The organism is Streptomyces sp. NPDC101132, from assembly GCF_044759225.1.
Taxonomy (GTDB): Bacteria; Actinomycetota; Actinomycetes; order Streptomycetales; family Streptomycetaceae; genus Streptomyces.
This window is the reverse complement of sequence record NZ_JBIVYX010000009.1, coordinates 176,594-193,257: the sequence shown is the minus strand read 5'-3', so window position 1 is coordinate 193,257 and position 16,664 is coordinate 176,594. Positions and strand designations below refer to the sequence as shown.

At 74.6% G+C, this 16,664-nt stretch carries 15 protein-coding genes and 1 pseudogene; 10 read left to right on the top strand and 6 right to left on the bottom strand.

Translation table 11 applies throughout. From position 1 onward, the window contains the following. Position 1: 1 nt before the first annotated feature. The 4 genes from ACIQUR_RS22080 to ACIQUR_RS22065 form a co-directional block, all read right to left on the bottom strand. Positions 2-886 carry an ABC transporter permease gene (locus tag ACIQUR_RS22080; RefSeq protein ID WP_403666710.1) on the bottom strand — a complete coding sequence of 295 codons (885 nt, stop codon included), beginning with the start codon at positions 884-886 and terminating at the stop codon, positions 2-4. Next, a complete protein-coding gene (locus ACIQUR_RS22075) occupies positions 883-1,764 on the bottom strand; it encodes an ABC transporter permease (RefSeq protein ID WP_403666707.1) in 882 nt (293 codons plus the stop codon). The genes ACIQUR_RS22080 and ACIQUR_RS22075 overlap by 4 nt, the downstream gene beginning before the upstream one ends. 1 nt (position 1,765) lies before the next feature. Then, complete coding sequence (locus ACIQUR_RS22070; protein ID WP_403666704.1) at positions 1,766-2,905, bottom strand: spermidine/putrescine ABC transporter substrate-binding protein; 1,140 nt, start codon at positions 2,903-2,905, stop codon at positions 1,766-1,768. 88 nt (positions 2,906-2,993) lie between these two features. Continuing rightward, a complete protein-coding gene (locus ACIQUR_RS22065) occupies positions 2,994-4,502 on the bottom strand; it encodes an SRPBCC family protein (protein ID WP_403666702.1) in 1,509 nt (502 codons plus the stop codon). Positions 4,503-4,853: 351 nt separating this feature from the next. Between ACIQUR_RS22065 and ACIQUR_RS22060 the strand changes: the two genes are divergently transcribed. The 7 genes and pseudogenes from ACIQUR_RS22060 to ACIQUR_RS22030 all read left to right on the top strand — a co-directional run bounded on the left by ACIQUR_RS22060 (position 4,854) and on the right by ACIQUR_RS22030 (position 13,286). Next, positions 4,854-5,426: a hypothetical protein gene (locus tag ACIQUR_RS22060; protein ID WP_403666699.1), complete on the top strand. Its 573-nt coding sequence runs from the start codon at positions 4,854-4,856 to the stop codon at positions 5,424-5,426. After that, the gene (locus ACIQUR_RS22055) at positions 5,423-6,970 is read left to right on the top strand and encodes an NADH-ubiquinone oxidoreductase-F iron-sulfur binding region domain-containing protein (protein WP_403666697.1); all 1,548 of its coding nucleotides are present in this window, start codon (positions 5,423-5,425) and stop codon (positions 6,968-6,970) included. Before ACIQUR_RS22060 ends, ACIQUR_RS22055 begins: the two co-directional genes overlap by 4 nt. Positions 6,971-7,424: 454 nt before the next feature. Next, positions 7,425-7,616, top strand: coding sequence for a ferredoxin (locus tag ACIQUR_RS22050; protein WP_403666695.1), 192 nt, complete (start codon positions 7,425-7,427; stop codon positions 7,614-7,616). A 1-nt stretch (position 7,617) separates the two neighbouring features. Beyond that, the gene (locus tag ACIQUR_RS22045) at positions 7,618-9,741 is read left to right on the top strand and encodes an acetate--CoA ligase family protein (protein WP_403666692.1); all 2,124 of its coding nucleotides are present in this window, start codon (positions 7,618-7,620) and stop codon (positions 9,739-9,741) included. Between the two features lie 157 nt (positions 9,742-9,898). Further along, complete coding sequence (locus tag ACIQUR_RS22040) at positions 9,899-11,092, top strand: acyl-CoA dehydrogenase family protein (RefSeq protein WP_403666689.1); 1,194 nt, start codon at positions 9,899-9,901, stop codon at positions 11,090-11,092. Between the two features lie 76 nt (positions 11,093-11,168). After that, a complete protein-coding gene (locus ACIQUR_RS22035) occupies positions 11,169-12,341 on the top strand; it encodes an acyl-CoA dehydrogenase family protein (protein WP_403666686.1) in 1,173 nt (390 codons plus the stop codon). An 85-nt stretch (positions 12,342-12,426) separates the two neighbouring features. Further along, positions 12,427-13,286: pseudogene (locus tag ACIQUR_RS22030) on the top strand (3-hydroxybutyryl-CoA dehydrogenase). A 24-nt stretch (positions 13,287-13,310) separates the two neighbouring features. Here the strand turns inward: ACIQUR_RS22030 and ACIQUR_RS22025 are convergent. After that, positions 13,311-13,928, bottom strand: coding sequence for a hypothetical protein (locus ACIQUR_RS22025; RefSeq protein WP_403666683.1), 618 nt, complete (start codon positions 13,926-13,928; stop codon positions 13,311-13,313). A 29-nt stretch (positions 13,929-13,957) separates the two neighbouring features. Between ACIQUR_RS22025 and ACIQUR_RS22020 the strand changes: the two genes are divergently transcribed. The 3 genes from ACIQUR_RS22020 to ACIQUR_RS22010 all read left to right on the top strand — a co-directional run bounded on the left by ACIQUR_RS22020 (position 13,958) and on the right by ACIQUR_RS22010 (position 15,265). Next, positions 13,958-14,116 (top strand): Arc family DNA-binding protein, encoded by a 159-nt coding sequence (locus ACIQUR_RS22020; protein WP_403666681.1) that lies wholly within the window; start codon positions 13,958-13,960, stop codon positions 14,114-14,116. Between the two features lie 84 nt (positions 14,117-14,200). Continuing rightward, a complete protein-coding gene (locus ACIQUR_RS22015; RefSeq protein WP_403666678.1) occupies positions 14,201-14,812 on the top strand; it encodes a TetR/AcrR family transcriptional regulator in 612 nt (203 codons plus the stop codon). Positions 14,813-14,866: 54 nt separating this feature from the next. Next, on the top strand, positions 14,867-15,265 hold the full coding sequence (locus ACIQUR_RS22010) for a DUF4440 domain-containing protein (RefSeq protein WP_403666675.1): 399 nt from the start codon (positions 14,867-14,869) through the stop codon (positions 15,263-15,265). Positions 15,266-15,348: 83 nt separating this feature from the next. Here ACIQUR_RS22010 and ACIQUR_RS22005 read toward each other — a convergent pair whose 3' ends face one another. Further along, complete coding sequence (locus tag ACIQUR_RS22005) at positions 15,349-16,542, bottom strand: MFS transporter (RefSeq protein WP_403666672.1); 1,194 nt, start codon at positions 16,540-16,542, stop codon at positions 15,349-15,351. Positions 16,543-16,664: the final 122 nt, after the last annotated feature.

The window sequence follows — 16,664 nt, the reverse complement described above, 5'->3', positions numbered from 1 at the left end:
GTCACTTCCCGGAGAGCAGGTCGAGGCCGCCGCGGCGGCCGAAGAGGCGCGGGATGGCGAGCGCCAGGGCGATGAGCGCGATGGACCCGGCGAGCATGAGGGTGCCGACGGCGTTGATGGTGGGCTGTACGCCGAACCTGATCGCCGAGTAGATGCGGACGGACAGCGGCTGGGGGTCGACGCCGGTGGTGAAGTAGGCCAGCACGAAGTCGTCGAAGACCAGGGCGAAGATCAGCACCGCGGACGCCAGGATGCTGGGGAACAGGGCGGGCAGGGTGACCAGGCGCAGTGCCTGCCGCCGGGTGGCGCCGAGGTCCATGGCGGCCTCTTCGACCTCGGGGTTGAGGGCGGCGATGCGCGAGCGCAGGATCACCGTCACGTACGAGATGGAGAAGGTGATCTCGGCGAGCATGACGGTGGTGGTGGAAAGGGTGATGCCCAGGCCCTTGAAGAGCAGCATGGCGGCCACGCCGGTGACGATCTCGGGGGTGATCAGCGGTACGAGCATCACCAGGCCGGCGAAGGAGCCGAGCCGGCCGCGGCCGCGGACCAGGCCGAGGGCGAGGGCGACGCCGAGGACGATCGAGCCGGCCATGGCGACGAGGGAGACCTCCAGGCTCATGCCGACCGACTCGACCAGCACGTCGTCGTGGAGGAAGGCGGAGTACCAGCGGAGGCTGAAGTCCTTGAAGACGGTGAGGGACTTCTGCGAGTTGAAGGAGAAGAGGACGACGACGCCGATGGGCAGGTAGAGGAGGGCGAAGAAGAGGACGGTGACGGCGAGGGCGAACCGGGGCCGTCGCTCGGCCCCGCGCCGGCGGCGGGCGGTGGGGGCGGCCGCGCGGGTCCGCGTACCGGCCGGCGGGCGGGTGGCGGCGAGGGTCATCGGGCCGCCTCCGCCTCGTCCTTGCGGGTGCGCCGGAGGTAGCCGAGCATCCCGAGGAACAGCACGGCCATCAGCAGCATGGTGAGGGCCGAGCCGAGGGGCCAGTTCTGGCCCTGGAAGAACTTGTCCTGGATCAGGTTGCCGATCATGATCTGGTCGGGGCCTCCCATGAGCTGGGCGCTGACGAAGTCGCCCATGGCGGGCAGGAAGACGAGGACGCAGCCGGCCGCGGCCCCCTGCCGGGTGGCGGGCACGGTCACGAAGAGGAACGTGCGCAGGGGTCCGCCGTAGAGGTCGCGGCCGGCCTCGATGAGCGAGGTGTCCATCCGCTCCAGGGCCGCGTACAGCGGGATGACCATGAACACCACGAAGCCGTAGACGAGTCCGGCCACGACGCCGGGACCGGTCTGGAGGATCTTCGTGCCGTGGTCGGCGAGGCCGAGGCCGCGCAGCGCCCGCAGCAGCGGTCCGTCGTCGGACAGGACCACGGACCAGCCGTACATCCTGACCAGGTAGTTGGCGAAGAACGGTACGACGATCGCGGCGATCAGCAGGTTCTTGTACCGGCCGCCGCACATCGCGATGGCGTACGCGACCGGGTAGGCGACGGCGAGGCACACGAGGCAGGTGACCAGCGCGTAGCCGAGGGAGCGGAGCAGGACGGTGCGGTAGGCCGGGTCGGCGAGGGCGGCGATGCTGGACGTGTCCAGGCCGAACCGGGGGTTGCCCAGCGGGTCGGTGGTGCCGAAGGCGAGGGTGGCGACGAGCAGCAGCGACACCACGAGGAAGCCGGTCATCCAGAGGGTGCCGGGGAGCATGAGCCAGGTCCACAGCCGGGACCCCGCCGCGGCGGGCCCGGGACGGTCGCGTCGTGGCATGTCAGCCGGCCTTCACTTCGGTCCAGGCGGCGTCGCGGGCGCGTTCGCCCGCGGCGGTGGCGTTGCGGTAGTAGAGGTCGTCCTTGAGGTCGCCGGCGCTGACCTGGCACTGCGGGAAGGGCTCCACGAGGGCGCTGTAGGTGTCCTCGGTGCCGCGCACCGGCATCGGGTAGCCGATGTACTCGATGTTCTTCTTCACGTTCTCCGGGCGGAGCATGTAGTCGATGAAGAGCATCGCCGTGCCGGGGTGCTGCGCGTTGGCGGGGATCGCGTAGCAGTCGGAGTTGACGGGGGCGCCCTCCCGGGCGACCTCGAAGCCGAAGACGTTCGGGTCCTCGGCCTGGGCGAGCATGGCGGCCATGTCGCCGCTCCACGCCTGGGTCATGTCCGCGTTGCCGTTGAGCAGGTTGTTGTAGCTGTCGCTGGAGAAGCCGCGCAGCCGGGGGCGGAGCCCGCGCAGCGTCTCGGTGATCGTCTTGAGGTCGTCGGGGTCCTCGGTGCTGACGTCGAGGCCGTGTTTGAGGGCGCCGAGGCCGAGCACCTCGTCGCGGTCGTCGAGGACGAAGACCCTGCCCTTGGCGCGGGCGTTCCACAGGTCCTGCCAGGAGCCGGTGAGGTCGCCGAGGCGGTCCTTGCGCCAGCCGATGCCGGTCTTGTACATCGTGAAGGGGACGGTGTGGGCGGACTTCGCGTCGTACCAGGGGTCGGCGAAGTACGCGTAACCGCCGAAGACCGCCTCGGCGTTCCTGAGCCGGGAGTGGTCGAGGGCGCGGAGCCGGCCGCCGGCGGTGAGGCGCTGGGCCCACTTGGCGGTGGGGAAGATGATGTCGTAGCGGTTGCCGGCGTTGAGCTTGGCGGCCATGCCCTCCATGGAGTCGTAGTTCGACTGGATGACCTTGACGCCGTACTCCTTCGAGAAGCCCTCGAAGACGGCCGGGTCGACGAAGTCGGCCCAGTTGAAGTAGACCAGGTCGCCGTCGACCTTGACGTCGATCGGCTCTTCGCCGGACTCCCCGGGCTCCGGGTCGGGTCCGGCGGAGAATCCGCAGCCGGCCGCGCCGAGTCCGAGGGCGGCGGTGGTGCCGGCGACACCGGCGCGGAGGAGGGAGCGGCGGGACAGTGGTCGTGCCTCGGGGGACATGGGGGTCCTCTCCGTAGGGCCGCCGGGGGACGGCGGGGGTGGTGAACTGCGCCTCGGCGCACGGGGGTTGCCTGTCCGGTTCCGCGGGTCAGCGCTCCGCGGGGCCCGGGCCGGCGGCTTCGGGGGCGGCGGTGTCGGCGTGGGCGGCGGTGCCGTGGGCGGCCGCACCCAGGCCCGCGTCATCGGTGTCCGCGGCGCCGTGGGCGGCCGCTTCGCGTTCGGCCGCCCGGAGGTCGGCGCGGATCCGGGAGGCGAACCAGCCGACCGCCGACTCGCGGCGGGACAGCGGACCCGGCTCGAACCCGGGTGTGGAGAGGCCCTGCTGGACGCGGGCGACCAGTTCGGCGTCCTCGTCGTTGGTGATCCAGCCGATGTGGATGTTCAGCCGTCGGGCGAGGCGGGTGCGCAGGCTCGTGCCGCGCCGGGTGTAGAACGCCCCGGGCACGGCCACCCGGTCCACGGCCGTCGGGATGGCGGTCCAGGCCAGCACGTGGTCCGGGTAGAAGTCGATGAGCGTGTTGGGGTAGATCACCGAGTACCGCCAGACCCGGCGGTCGGCCTCGGCCAGGCCCGGCATGGGGGCGGCGATGCGCTGGTACAGGCGCTCGGCCCAGTTGGAGGACGGCTTCTCCCGCAGCGGGGAGGCGAACAGGGCGTACGCCTCCTCGGTACGGCAGCTGTAGCGCTGGTAGTCCAGCAGCCGCATCAGCCCGGGGTGGGCGACCGGCACGTGGTAGCCCTCCAGGTAGTTGTCGACGGCCACCTTCCAGTTGGCCTCCTGCACCTCGGCACCGGCCAGGTCGTGGATGCGGCTGCGGCCGATCGGCACGAGGTCGGCGCCGGCGTAGTGGCCGACCTCCTCGGCGAGGCCGGCGCACTGCTCGGCCAGGGGGACCGCGTCCGGGTCGAGGTTGACGAAGACGAAGCCGAGGAAGGACTCGACGCGGGCCGGGAAGAGGCCCAGCCGGGGCTTGTCGAGGCAGGGGATCTGCCGGGCCTCGGGGGCACCGACCAGACTCCCGTCGAGCCGGTAGGTCCAGCCGTGGTACGGGCAGCGGATCGCCTTGCCGGCCGGCTCCGGCGCGGTGACCAGGCGGGTTCCGCGGTGGCGGCAGACGTTGAGGTGGGCGGCGAGGCCGCCGTCCTCGGTGCGGACGACGAGGACCTCGCGGTCCGCGACGGTGGCGGCGAGCCGGGCGCCGGGGCCCGGCAGGTCGGACTCGTGGCAGACCAGCTGCCAGGACTTGGCGAAGACGTGCCGGGTTTCGGCGGCCGCCGTGCCGGGGTCGGTGTAGTAGCGGGCCGGGAGCGCGGGGCCGGGGTCGTCACGGGCCCCGGGCGGGGGCCCGGGGCGGTCGGGGGCGGCGGGGGCCGGGCGCTCCTCGGCAGGGGCCGGGCGATCCGCGGCGGGTGCGGAGGCGGGTGGAACCGGGGGCGGGTCCGCGGCGGGAGCGGAACCGGGTGTGGCCGGGGGCCGGTCCGCGGCGGGAGCGGAGCCGGGTGTGGCCGGGGGCCGGTCCGCCGTGGGGGGTGCTGCCGTGCCCGGGGTGTCGTCACCGGGCTCGTGGAGTGGTGTTTCTGGCGCTCTGGACTGCATCGGGTGACTCCTCCATGCCGTCCGTACGGCGATCGGGTGTCGAGGCGTGCCAGGGGGGCGGGGCAGCACTCGGGCCGGGGCCGCGTGGTTGCTGACCGATTGGACAGTCAGATTGCTGGCTGATTTCCGCCGGGTCAAGACTTGTACGCTGACCGATCGGTCAGCTAGCGTGAAACAGGTCACTGACCGATCGGTCAGTAAGCGTGATGCGTTTCGCCGCGTACGTGTTTCCACCGCGTACGCGCTGCTCCAGGGCCGTATACGGCCCGGCTTCGCCCCCTCCCTCCCGAACCCCTCCGCCGCCACGGCCGTCCCGGCCGTGGCGGCGGACCCACCCTCCCGGAGGCACGCATGAGCGGTCGTCGGCGTCTGGACTGGCTCGGTCTCACCCCCGAACCGGAGCGGGAACTCCCCGCGGCGGTCGCCGCGCTGCGCGCCTCGCTCCCCCACCCGCCCACGGGCACGGCCGGCGGTGTTGGTGCTGGTGTCAGTGCCGGGGTTGGTGCCGGTGCCGGTGCCGCAACGGGTGCCATCGCCACCTCGGCGGCTGCGGCCGGCCCGGACCCCGCCGCCACGGCTGGGACCGGCGCAGGCTCCGCCGCCACGGCGGGCCTGGCCGTGCTCGTCGCCGCCGAGCGGCGGCGCGTCGAGCGCCTGGTCCTGCGCGGCGGCCGGCACGACTGGCTGCGCTACCTCGCCGAAGTCACCGGCCTGGTCACGGCCGTGGCCGCCGGCACCCGCCCCGGCGAGCGCTCCGGCGAGCGCTCCGCCGCCCTGCTCGCCGCCGAGGTGGTCCTCGACCACCACCGCATGCTCATCGGCCTCCCCGGCCCGGGGTACGGCCGCACCGCCCGGGACCGCACCGCGCTCGAAGAGGCGGTACGGGCCCTGCGCACCACCACCCGCACCGGAGACCCCCGATGACCGTGATCCGGCACCTGACGGTCCCGCCGTCCGCCGGCGTGCTGGGCCCCGCGCCCGGTACGGCGGAGAGCGCCGAGGCGTACGTCGCCGCCGGCGGCTACGCCGGCACCACCGCCCCGGACGTGCTGCTGGACCACCTCGACGCGGCCGGGCTGCGCGGCCGCGGCGGGGCCGGCTTCCCCGCCGCCGTCAAGCTCCGCGCCGTACGCGACCGGGGCCGTGCGGACGGCGGGGCCAGGCCGGTCGTGGTGGCCAACGGCGAGGAGGGCGAGCCCGGTTCGGTCAAGGACCGGTGGCTGCTGCGGGCCCGCCCGCACCTGGTGCTCGACGGCCTCGCGCTGGCCGCGGCGGTCACCGGGGCCGGCCGCGGCTACGTGTACCTCTCCGACCCGGAGGCCGCCGCCCGCGTCCGCGGTGCGCTCGCCGAGCGGCCGCCTGCGCTGCCGGTGGAGGTGGTCGAGACCGGGCACGCGTACGTGGCCGGCGAGGAGAGCGCGGTGGTCCGCAGGATCGACGGCGGTCCCGCCCTCCCCCGCGCGAAGCCGCCGCGCCCCTTCGAGCGGGGCGTGGGCGGCGCGCCGACGCTCGTGTCCAACGTCGAGACACTGGCCCGGATCGCCCTCACCGCGGCCCGCCCCGACCTGCGGCTGCGCATCGCGCGCAGCACTCTGGTGACGCTGTCCGGCGGCCCCGGCACACCGCTGCTCACCGAAGTCCCGTACGGCACGCCCCTGCACGTCCTGGCGGACGCCGTCGGGGTGCCGGATGCGGCGGGGGCGCTGATGGGCGGCCTGTTCGGCGGGCTCGTCGACGCCCGCGCCCTCACCCTCCCGCTCGAACCGGACGCGCTGGCCGCCGCGGGCACGGCGCTGGGCTGCGGCGCGGTGCGGTTCCTCGCGGGCGGCGAGTGCCCGGTGTCGGCCGCGGCCGACGCGGGCGGGTACCTCGCGGCCGAGAGCTCGCGGCAGTGCGGGGTGTGCGTGTCCGGCACGGCCGCGATCGCGGGGTCCCTGGCCGGCCTCGCCGCGGGCACGGCCGCCGCGGACACCGCCGCCCACCTGGAACGCTGGTCCGCGGGCCTGCGGGGCCGGGGGGCGTGCGCCCTCCTGGACGCGGCCGCTGCCCTGGCGGGCAGCCTCCTCCGTGCCTTCCCGACCGCGGTGCGGTCCCACCTCAGCACCCCGTGCGACGCCTGCACCGGGGCGGACCCGACCCACCGGTTGACGGTCCCGGTGCCGCCGGTCACGGACCTGCCGGGCGTCGCCGGTCCCCCCGGGCGGCCGCTCGCCGGACCGGCACCGGCGGACTCCGGCCGGCTCGTCCTCGCCGTACCGGGGAACCCGGGCCGGCCCGGCCCGGCCGCCGGGGCCACCCGCCCCGCCGTCCCGTCGGCGCATCCCGTCGCCGGGACGTACCGGCCTGCGGGCCCGGCACCGGCCGCCGCCGACGGGCGGGCCACGGGACAGGAGTCCTCGCCGCCGGGCGGGGGGCCGGTGGAGGTCGGACGAACCCGCCCTCGGCCAGCCCCGATCCCCGACCCGTAGGAGGAGGGGCCCTTCCGGTCCGGCCCAGACCGCCACCTGCGCGGCACCGGACGAGAACCGGCCCCGGACTCACCCCGGACCACAACCCGCCCCACGCAACCGAACCGACCCCGTCCATCGAGCCCCGTCACGGACCACCCAGCCGCCCTGCGCCGCTCCCCCGACACCCGCACGCCGACCGACAAGCCGTCCCCGCCGGCCCGGCCCTGCACCCCGGCACGGAGCCGGCAAGGCCGCAAGGCTCCTGCGCCGCGCCCGTCTCCCGGCCCGCCCGGCGTTCGAGGCGACGGGGGCCGGGGCGGAGCCCCGGTGAGCGGGAGAGGGGCGGGGCGGGGAGGGGACCCGCTCCGCGCAGCGGCCACCCCGCGCACCCGCAGTCCGCACCGGCCCCCGCAACAGCAGCACTGCCGACACCGGCCCCGAGGGCCGTCGTACCACCCGAAAGGACATCCCCGTGAAACTCCTGCTGGACGCCACCCTCTGTCAGGGATACGGGGTGTGCCAGGAGCACGCCCCCGAGATGGTCGAGCTCGACGAGTGGGGCTACGCCAGGATCGTCGTCGTCGACGTGCCCGCCGGCGGCGAGACCGCGGCGCGCGCCTGTGCCGAGAGCTGCCCCAACTCCGCGCTCCGCGTGGAGGGATGACATGGGACGCGACCTCACCGCCCTCTTCGACCCCGCCTCCGTCGCCGTCGTCGGCGCCAGCGACGACCCCGCCAAGTACGGCCACGCCGTCGCCGCGCAGGCACTCCGCGCCCCCGGCCGCCGGCCCGTACACCTGGTGAACCGGCGCGGCGGCACCGTACTGGGCCGCACCGCGGCCACCTCCCTCGCCGAGATCGGCGAGCCCGTCGAGCTGGTGGTCGTCTCCGTGCCGGCGGCCGGCTTCGAGGCCGCCGTCGACGACGCCCTGGCCTGCGGTGCGCGGGCCGTCGTCGCCATCACCGCCGGGTTCGCGGAGGCCGGCGCGGCCGGCCTGGCCCGGCAGCGGGCCGTCGCCGAGCGGGTACGCGCCGCCGGGGCCGTCCTCGTCGGCCCCAACTGCCTCGGCATCGCGGACAACACCACCGAGCTGTACCTCGCCTCGGACCGCTTCGCGCCCGGCGGTGTCGCCCTGCTCAGCCAGAGCGGCAACCTGGCTCTCGAACTCCAGCTCCGCTGCGCCCCGCACGGCCTCGGCTTCTCCCGCTTCGTCTCGCTCGGCAACCAGGCCGACGTCACCCTCGTCGACCTGGTCGAGGACTGCGCGCGCCACGAGCCGACGGCCGCCATCGCCGTGTACGCCGAGGACTTCGGCGACGGCAGGGCCTTCGCCCGGGCCGCCGCGGCGGCCGGCAAGCCGGTCGTGCTGCTCACCGCCGGCCGCGGCAGCGCCTCCGCCCGCAGTGCCCAGTCGCACACCGGCGCCCTGACCTCGTCCGCCGACGTGGTGGCGGCCGCCTGCCGCGACGCGGGGGTGGAGCTGGTGCGGACCCCGCGGGAGATGACCGTCGTACTGGCCGCCCTGGCGCACGGCACGGGCGGCACGCGGAGCGGGCCGTCCCCGGCCGGGCCGGGACGGCGGACCGCCGTGTTCACCGACGGCGGCGGGCACGGTGTGATCGCCGCCGACGCCGCCGAGGACGCCGGGCTCACCGTGCCCGAACTCTCCGCCCCCACCCAGGACCGGCTCCGCTCGGTGCTCTGGGAGCAGTCCGCGGTCGGCAACCCGGTCGACCTGGCGGGCATGGGCGAGCAGCGCCCCCTCTCGTACGCCGACACCGTCGCCGGACTGCTCGGCGCGGACGAGGTCGACGCCGTGCTGATGACCGGCTACTTCGGGGGGTACGCCGCCTCCGACGGCGGTCTGGGCGGCGGCGGCCAGACCGGCGGGTCGGTGCTCGCCGAGGGCGAGACCCGGGCCGCGAAGGAGATTGTCGGGCACCTCACGGCGGCTCGGAAGCCCCTGGTCGTGCAGTCCATGTACCCGGCGTCGCCGAGCTGCCGGGTGCTGGCCGAGGCGGGCGTGCCGGTGTTCTCCGCCACGGAGGACGCCGCCCGCGCGCTGGCCGCGCTGACCGGCCGGGCTGCCGCCGGCCCCTCGGGGATCCCGGCACTGCCGCCCGCCGCGCCGCCGCTGCGGGACCCCGGCTACCACGGGGTGCGGGCGCTGCTGGCCGCCGCCGGGGTGCCGTTCCCGGCCGCCCGGGAGGTCAACGACGAGGCCGGGCTGCTGGCTGCTGCGGCCGAGTTCGGGGGCCCGTACGTACTGAAGGCCCTGCACGTCCTGCACAAGTCCGACGCCGGCGGCGTGGCCCTGCGCCTGGACGGCCGGGACGCGCTGCTGGCCGCGTACCGCGAGATGCACGCGCGGCTCGGCGCGCCCGCGTACTCGGTGGAGGCCATGGCCGACCTGACCGACGGCATCGAGCTGATCGTGGGGGTGAACCGGGACCCCCGGTTCGGCCCGGTGGCCCTGGTCGGCCTTGGCGGCGTGCTGACCGAGACGCTGCGGGACGTGGCCTTCGCGCTGGCGCCCGTACCGGCCGCGCGCGCCGCAGACCTGCTGCGGGGTCTGCGGACGGCGCCGCTGCTGGCGGGTGTCCGCGGCCGGCCCGGCGTCGACGTGGCCGCCGCGGCCGAGGTGATCGAACGGATCACCACCGTGGCCGCCGAGCACCCGGAGATCGCCGAACTCGAGGTCAACCCGCTGCTGGTGCGCCCCGACGGGGCCCTGGCCCTGGACGCCCGGGCCGTCCTGGCCCTGGACGCCCGGGCCGTCCTGGCCTGACCGGCGCACCGCGCCACCCGGCCCGCCGGCCGAAGCCCGGAGACCAGGGCCAGGGCCGCGAGCCCGGTCCCCGCGGCCCCACGGCCCCGCGGCCACCACGGCCACCACCGGCCATCCCACACCCGCCCAGCCCGCACCCCCCTCCCGGAGGACGACCATGGACTTCCGCTACACCCCCGAGCAGGCCGCGCTCAAGGCCCGCGCCGCCGGCTACGCACGCCTCCTGATGCAGTACGAGGACCAGTCCGAGGAGGCCGGCGGCCCGCTCCCCGCCGACACGGTCCGCGAGCTCACCCACGCCGCGATCGACGCCGGCGTGTACGCGATCAACATGCCGGCCGAGTGGGGCGGCGCCGGGCTGTCCCTGCTGGACCAGGTCATCGTCGAGGAGGAGTTCGGCAAGGTCACCAACTGCCTCTGGGACATTCCCTGGCGGCCCGCGAACGTCCTCGCGTACGGCACCGGGGCCCAGCGGGAGAAGTACCTCCTGCCCGTGATCCGCGGCGAGCGGTTCGACGCCTTCGCGGTCACCGAGCCGGGCGCCGGCTCCGACCCCGGATCGGGTACCAGCACGGCGGTCCGTACCGAGGGCGGCTGGCTGCTGAGCGGCGAGAAGTGGTTCGTGACCTGCGGGGACATCGCGGACTTCCTGCTGGTGCAGGCGGATGCGGGTCCGGAGGCGGCCCCCACCCTGTTCTTCGTGGACAAGGCGGCGCCGGGGGTCGAGATGACCCGGGTCCCGCGCTTCATGCACTCCGCCGTCAACGGGCACCCGGAGTTCGTCTTCACCGACGTCTTCGTCCCCGACGAGGACGTGCTCGGCGGCGTCGGCCACGGCTACGAACTCACCAAGGAGTGGTTCACCGACGAGCGGCTGATGATCGCGGCCCGCACGGTCGGCGCCGCCGAGCGCGCCCTGGAGCTGGCCCGCGACTGGGCCGTGGAGCGCCGCCAGTTCGGCTCGCCCCTCGCCGACTTCCAGCTGATCCAGGGCATGCTCGCCGACTGCGCCGTCGACATCGCCGTGAACCGCGCCTACACCCACCAGGTCGCCTGGGAGGCCGACCAGCCGGGCACCGACCGCAAGACCCTGCACGCCAAGGCCTCGACCGCGAAGCTCGCGGCGAGCGAGGCCGCGGGACGGGTCATCGACCGGTGCGTGCAGATCTTCGGCGGGCGCGGGTACGACCGCTCGTACCCGGTCGAGCGCATGTACCGCGAGCTGCGCGTGGACCGCATCTGGGAGGGCACCTCCGAGATCCAGCGGCTGATCATCGCCAACGAAATGATCAAGCGCGGCACCCGCGCCCTGGCCTTCCCCGCCTCCTCGCCCGGGCACCCGGGCGTCTGACCCGCCGGCCCGCCGGCCCCCTGACCGGCCCCGCAACCACCCCCACGCCACCCGTCCGAGAAACACGAGGAGCGACATGGACTTCCGCCTCACCCCGCGCCAGGAGGAGCTCAAGGCCTCGGCCCGCGCCCTGACCGACTTCATCACCAAGTACGAGCTCGACTGCGAGGAGAACAACGGCCTCCCGCCGGCCGCCCACACCGAGATCCGCGACGCCGTCCTGGAAAGCGGCCTCCAGGCGGTCAACATGCCCGCCGAGTGGGGCGGCGCCGGGCTCACCATCCTGGAGCAGGTGGTCGTCCAGGCCGAGCTGGGGCGGCTCACCGGAGCGCTCTGGGACATGGTCTGGCGGCCGGCCAACGCCCTGTCCTTCTGCACGCCCGAGCAGCGCGCGCGCTACCTCGTCCCGGTGATCCACGGGCGCCGCCGCGACTGCTACGCGGTCAGCGAGCCGGAGGCGGGCTCCGACCCGCAGGCGGTCAGGACCACGGCGACCCGGACCGACGGCGGCTGGCTGCTGAACGGCGAGAAGTGGTTCGTGACCGTCGGCGACCACGCGGACTTCATGATCGTGCTGGCCGCGGCCGGCGAGGAGCGGGCCCCGACCCTGTTCCTCGTCGACAAGGACACGCCGGGCGTCGAGATGACCCGGGTGCCCCGCTGGATGCACACCTTCGTCTACGAGCACCCCGAGTTCACGTTCACCGACGTGCGGGTGGGCGACGACGCCGTCCTCGGCGGGATCGGCAACGGCTACGACATCACCCGCTCCTGGTTCACCGAGGAGCGCCTGATGATCGCCGCGCGGACCATCGGCGCCGCCGAGCGGGCCCTGGAGCTGGCCCGCGACTGGGCCGTGGAGCGCCGCCAGTTCGGCTCCCGCATCGCCGATTTCCAGCTGATCCAGGGCATGCTCGCGGACAGTGCCGTCGACATCGCCGTGAACCGCGCCTACACCCACCAGGTCGCCTGGGAGGTCGACGCGGGCGTCGCCGACCGCAAGACCCTGCACGCCAAGGCGGCCATGGCCAAGCTCGCCGCGAGCGAGGCGTCGGGGCGCGTGGTCGACCGGTGCCTGCAGATCTTCGGCGGGCGCGGGTACGACCGGTCGTACGCCGTCGAGCGGCTCTACCGGGAGCTGCGGGTGGACCGCATCTGGGAGGGCACCTCGGAGATCCAGCGCCTGATCGTCGCCGGCGAGCTCGTGAAGCGGGGCACCGGCGTCCTGCACATGCCCGGCTCCGTGTGAGGGGCGCGGGGGCCGGGCGCCGGGTGCCGCGCGCGGCCGCCGGTCCGTCCGCACCACGGGTACGCGAGGAAGGAGGAGGAGTCCGATGACCGATGTCGAACGCGTCGGGGTCGTGGGGTGCGGGCTGATGGGTCCGGCATCGCCGAGGTCTGCGCGCGGGCGGGCCTGGAGGTCGTGGTGGTGGAGACGGGCACGGCGGCCGCCGCGGCCGGGCTGGCGCGGATCACCCGCTCGCTGGCCCGGGCCGAGGGCGCCGGGAAGCTCACCGCCGACGGGCGGGCGGCCGCGGCCGCCCGGATCACGGTCAGCACCGAGATGGAGCGGCTGGCCGACCGGGACCTGGTGGTCGAGGCGGTGGCCGAGGACGAGCGGGCGAAGACCGAGGTGTTCGCCCGGATCGACGCGGTGGTGGAGCGGCGGGACGCGGTCCTGGCGACCAACACCTCCTCGCTCCCGGTGATCCGGCTGGCCGCCGCCACCTCGCGGCCCGACCGGGTGATCGGCCTGCACTTCTTCAACCCCGTCCCGGTGCTGCCGCTCGTGGAGCTGGTGCCGTCGCTGCTCACCGGCGACGAAACGCTGCGGCGGACCCGGGAGTTCGCCTCCGGGGTGCTGGGCAAGCGGGTGATCCGCGCCCAGGACCGCGCGGGGTTCGTGGTGAACGCCCTGCTCGTGCCGTACCTGCTGGCGGCGGTGCGGATGGCCGAGTCGGGCACCGCCTCGGCCGAGGACATCGACCAGGGCATGGTCCTGGGCTGCGCGCATCCGCTCGGGCCGCTGGCCCTGGCCGACCTGATCGGCCTGGACACGGTGCAGGCCATCGCCCGCTCGATGTACGCCGAGTACCGCGAGCCGCTGTACGCGCCGCCCCCGCTGCTGGCGCGGATGGTGGACGCGGGCCTGCTGGGCCGCAAGACGGGGCGCGGGTTCCACACGTACCCCTGAACCGGCGTGCCCGGACGGAGGGAGTCAGGGCGCGGGATGCGCGAGGATGGTGGACAGGCGGGCCCGGCAGCCGGGCCCGCCCATACCGCGGGCGCCCCACGTGGTGCAGGTGTAGGTACGTTTCGAAAGAGGAAGTGCGTGCTTGGTTCTCGCTCCGCACGCCGTGTCGGGCCGGTTCTTCGGGGTGTGGCGGCGCGCCATCATCCTCTGGTAGCGGGCCGGTTTCGCGGCAGCCGTCTTCCCGTGCCGGGCGTGCGGGAGGTCATGGGCGTCGGACGTGGTGGTCGCGGTCTCCTTGACGCCCCGGTCGACACCGATGACCTCCTTCAAGGCCTTGGCGCGGGACTTGGCGAAGTCCCGGATGGTCTGCTGCTGCGGCACCGAACTGCCCTCACGCAGCCAGGCCATGACGGCACGGGCCTCAGTCGGCATCTTGTCGAGCTGCGCGGGGCCGCACGTCGTCTTCTCGGCAGCGCCCCTGTTCAGGCCGTGGACCTTGCGGGACATGGCCACGCACTCGTTCCACACCCACCGACAGCGCGCCCACTCGGCTTCCAGGCCGGCGCGTGCGGCCGACGACACACGAAGCCGGTAGGCGTACCGGGCGTGCCCGGCATCCTCCCTCGTTTGCAGTGTCGCCATGGTGTCATTCTGGCACTAGAGTTGAAGGTATGAATCATGAATCACGCATCACGCTCCGCCTCCCCGCCGACCTCCACACATGGCTCGTCACCCAGGCGAAAGCCGCCCACCGGTCACTCAACTCCGAGATCGTCCACCGCCTGGAGGTCGAGCGCGCCACCGTCGAGGCGGACGCCGAATCGCCCTGACGGCGATTCACCTTTTCCCGCCCTGCTCCGCAGGAGTCCGATTCCTCCCCGGCCCCAAGGCCGGGGCATCCGCGGAGGGACCCGGTGACCAAGGCCGAGCGCGCACTCGAGACGCGGGAGCGGATCCTGAAGGCCGCGTGCGAAGTGATCGCGGAGATCGGGTTCGAGAACATCAGCATGCGCAAGGTCGCCGAGCACGCGGGCGTCTCGAAGGCCCTGCTGCACTACCACTTCGACACCAGGGAGAAGCTGTTCGCCGAGGCGATGACCCACTCGTTCGCCCAGACCGGCACGGACACCGAGGACGAGGCCGCCGGCCTGCCCGCGGCCGTGCTGCTGGCGCGGATCCTGCGCAGCATGCTGCCGACGGACGAGGAGCTGCGCCAGGACTGGAAGCTGTGGCAGGAGCTGTGGGTGCGGGCGCAGCGGGACCGGACGGCCCGTCACCTCGCCGTCGACCTCTACGACCAGCTGCACTCCTGGGTCACGGGCGCGGTCGAACGCGGCATCGCCTCGGGCGAGTTCAGGCAGTGTGACGTGGCCGCCCTGGGCACCCTGGTGCTGGCGCTCTGCGACGGGCTGGGCATCCGCGTGATGCTGGACGACCCGCGGGTGGACCTGGCCACGGCCCGGTCGACCGTCTGGGCGACCATCGCCCCCTTCCTCGGCGTGGCCCCGGAGTTCCCGGAGCTCTGAGCGCCGGCGGACGGACCCGACTCGGCGGGTGTCCACCGGTGTTAGGGTCGCGCCATGTCCAAGGCCGAGATAGACGCAGTGACCGCCGAGTTCTACGGCGCTTTCGACACCCGGGGCGGGAAGCCCGCCGACCTGGCGCGGATCCGGCGGCTGGTCGTCCCGGGCGGGGTGATCGTCAAGACCGGCCCCGACTTCACCGTCTACTCGGTGGAGGAGTTCATCGAGCCGCGCGAACGGCTGCTGGCCGGTGACCGGCTGGCCGAGTTCGCGGAGTGGGAGACCTCCGAGCGTACGGAGATCGCGGGCGACATCGCCTCGCGGTTCGGCACGTACGGCAAGTCCGGGGTCCTGGACGGGGAGCCCTTCGAGGGCGGCGGCAGCAAGACCATCCAGTTCGTCCGCACCCCGGACGGCTGGCGGATCGCCGCGTTCTCCTGGTACGACGCGCCGTAGCCGGGACCGGGCCGGCCCGCGACCGTTGCGCACGGCCCCTCACGGGCCCGGCCGGTGACGGACACCGGCCCGGAGCCCGGCCCTCAGGTGCGGGCGGCCCCCACCGGCCGGCGCAGCAGGTACACGGCCGCGCCGGTGACGAGCACGGACATGCAGGTGATGAAGACCAGGCCGGCTCCCTCCAGCCCCATCGGGTCGGCCAGCAGACCGACGCCGATCACCGGCACCGAGATGCCGGCGTAGGCCACCACGAACAGCGTGGAGATCACGGCGGCGCGCTCGTGCTCCGGTGACGCCCCCGCCACCGCGACCAGGGCCGCGCGGAAGGACAGCCCCTGCCCGGCCCCGCCGACCACGGCGCTGGCGACCACCAGCGGCAGCAGGTCCCAGCGCAGCGCCCCCGCCAGCAGTACCAGCCCGCCCAGCAGCGCCGCGCAGCCCAGCGGCAGCGCCCGGCGCACGCCGACCCGGCCGACCGCCAGCTGCCCGGCGGTGGAGGCGAAGAAGGCCAGCGCCACGACCAGGCCGCTGACGGCGCGGTTGTGCACGTCCAGGGACTGGGCCAGGAAGGCGGGGCTGACCGAGGTGAACACCCCGAACAGCGCGAAGCCGACGAACGAGGCGGTGGCCGCGGGCGCGAACACCGCACGCACCTGGGCCGGCAGCCCCGGCTTCTGCGGCCGGACGGTGGCGAGCGGGCGCCGCTCCCGCACCGTCTCGGGCAGCCGCAGCAGGATTCCGGCGGAGACGGCGACCAAGACGAGGTGTACGACGAAGGGGAGCTGGAGCGGCCGGGCGGCGTACTGGGCCAGCAGCCCGGCCAGCAGCGGCCCGCAGCCCAGGCCGCCCATGTTGCTGGCCGTGGCGACGAAGGTGGCCCGCTCGGACCGGCCCGGGGGCGCGAGTTCGAGGACGTACGCCGTGGCCGCCCCGGTGAACAGGCCGGCTGACAGGCCCGACAGCAGCCGGCCCGCGTAGAGCCAGCCGAGGCCCGTGGCGGCGAGGAAGCAGAGCGCGCTGGCGGCCGCGCAGCCGAGGCCCATCAGCAGCACCGGTCGGCGGCCGACGGCGTCCGAGGCGTTGCCGGCCAGCAGGAGCACGCCGATCACCCCGAAGGCGTACACGGCGTAGACGACGGTCACGATCAGCTCGGAGAACCCGAACTTCTCCTGGTAGAGGCCGTACAGCGGGGTCGGCAGGGTGGTGCCGGCCATGCACACCAGGAACACGGCGCCGGCGAGCAGGCAGTCGCGCCATCCGGTGCGGTCACGGTCCATGGGCCGACGGTAGACGCTCCGGGCGGGGCCCGCAGGGCAGCCGACCGGACCGGCCGGGGGACGGCCCGCCGGGACGGCCGGGGGATGCCGCCCGGGACGGCCGGGATGGCCGGGGCCCCGCG

Bases quoted from the DNA above. Each gene is read 5' to 3' on its own strand.
- ACIQUR_RS22045 (WP_403666692.1), top strand. From the start codon at position 7,618: ATGGGACGCGACCTCACCGCCCTCTTCGACCCCGCCTCCGTCGCCGTC.
- ACIQUR_RS22080 (WP_403666710.1), bottom strand. From the start codon at position 886: ATGACCCTCGCCGCCACCCGCCCGCCGGCCGGTACGCGGACCCGCGCG.
- ACIQUR_RS22020 (WP_403666681.1), top strand. From the start codon at position 13,958: ATGAATCATGAATCACGCATCACGCTCCGCCTCCCCGCCGACCTCCAC.
- ACIQUR_RS22005 (WP_403666672.1), bottom strand. From the start codon at position 16,542: ATGGACCGTGACCGCACCGGATGGCGCGACTGCCTGCTCGCCGGCGCC.
- ACIQUR_RS22040 (WP_403666689.1), top strand. From the start codon at position 9,899: ATGGACTTCCGCTACACCCCCGAGCAGGCCGCGCTCAAGGCCCGCGCC.
- ACIQUR_RS22025 (WP_403666683.1), bottom strand. From the start codon at position 13,928: ATGGCGACACTGCAAACGAGGGAGGATGCCGGGCACGCCCGGTACGCC.
- ACIQUR_RS22060 (WP_403666699.1), top strand. From the start codon at position 4,854: ATGAGCGGTCGTCGGCGTCTGGACTGGCTCGGTCTCACCCCCGAACCG.
- ACIQUR_RS22065 (WP_403666702.1), bottom strand. From the start codon at position 4,502: ATGCAGTCCAGAGCGCCAGAAACACCACTCCACGAGCCCGGTGACGAC.
- ACIQUR_RS22010 (WP_403666675.1), top strand. From the start codon at position 14,867: ATGTCCAAGGCCGAGATAGACGCAGTGACCGCCGAGTTCTACGGCGCT.
- ACIQUR_RS22055 (WP_403666697.1), top strand. From the start codon at position 5,423: ATGACCGTGATCCGGCACCTGACGGTCCCGCCGTCCGCCGGCGTGCTG.
- ACIQUR_RS22075 (WP_403666707.1), bottom strand. From the start codon at position 1,764: ATGCCACGACGCGACCGTCCCGGGCCCGCCGCGGCGGGGTCCCGGCTG.
- ACIQUR_RS22035 (WP_403666686.1), top strand. From the start codon at position 11,169: ATGGACTTCCGCCTCACCCCGCGCCAGGAGGAGCTCAAGGCCTCGGCC.
- ACIQUR_RS22070 (WP_403666704.1), bottom strand. From the start codon at position 2,905: ATGTCCCCCGAGGCACGACCACTGTCCCGCCGCTCCCTCCTCCGCGCC.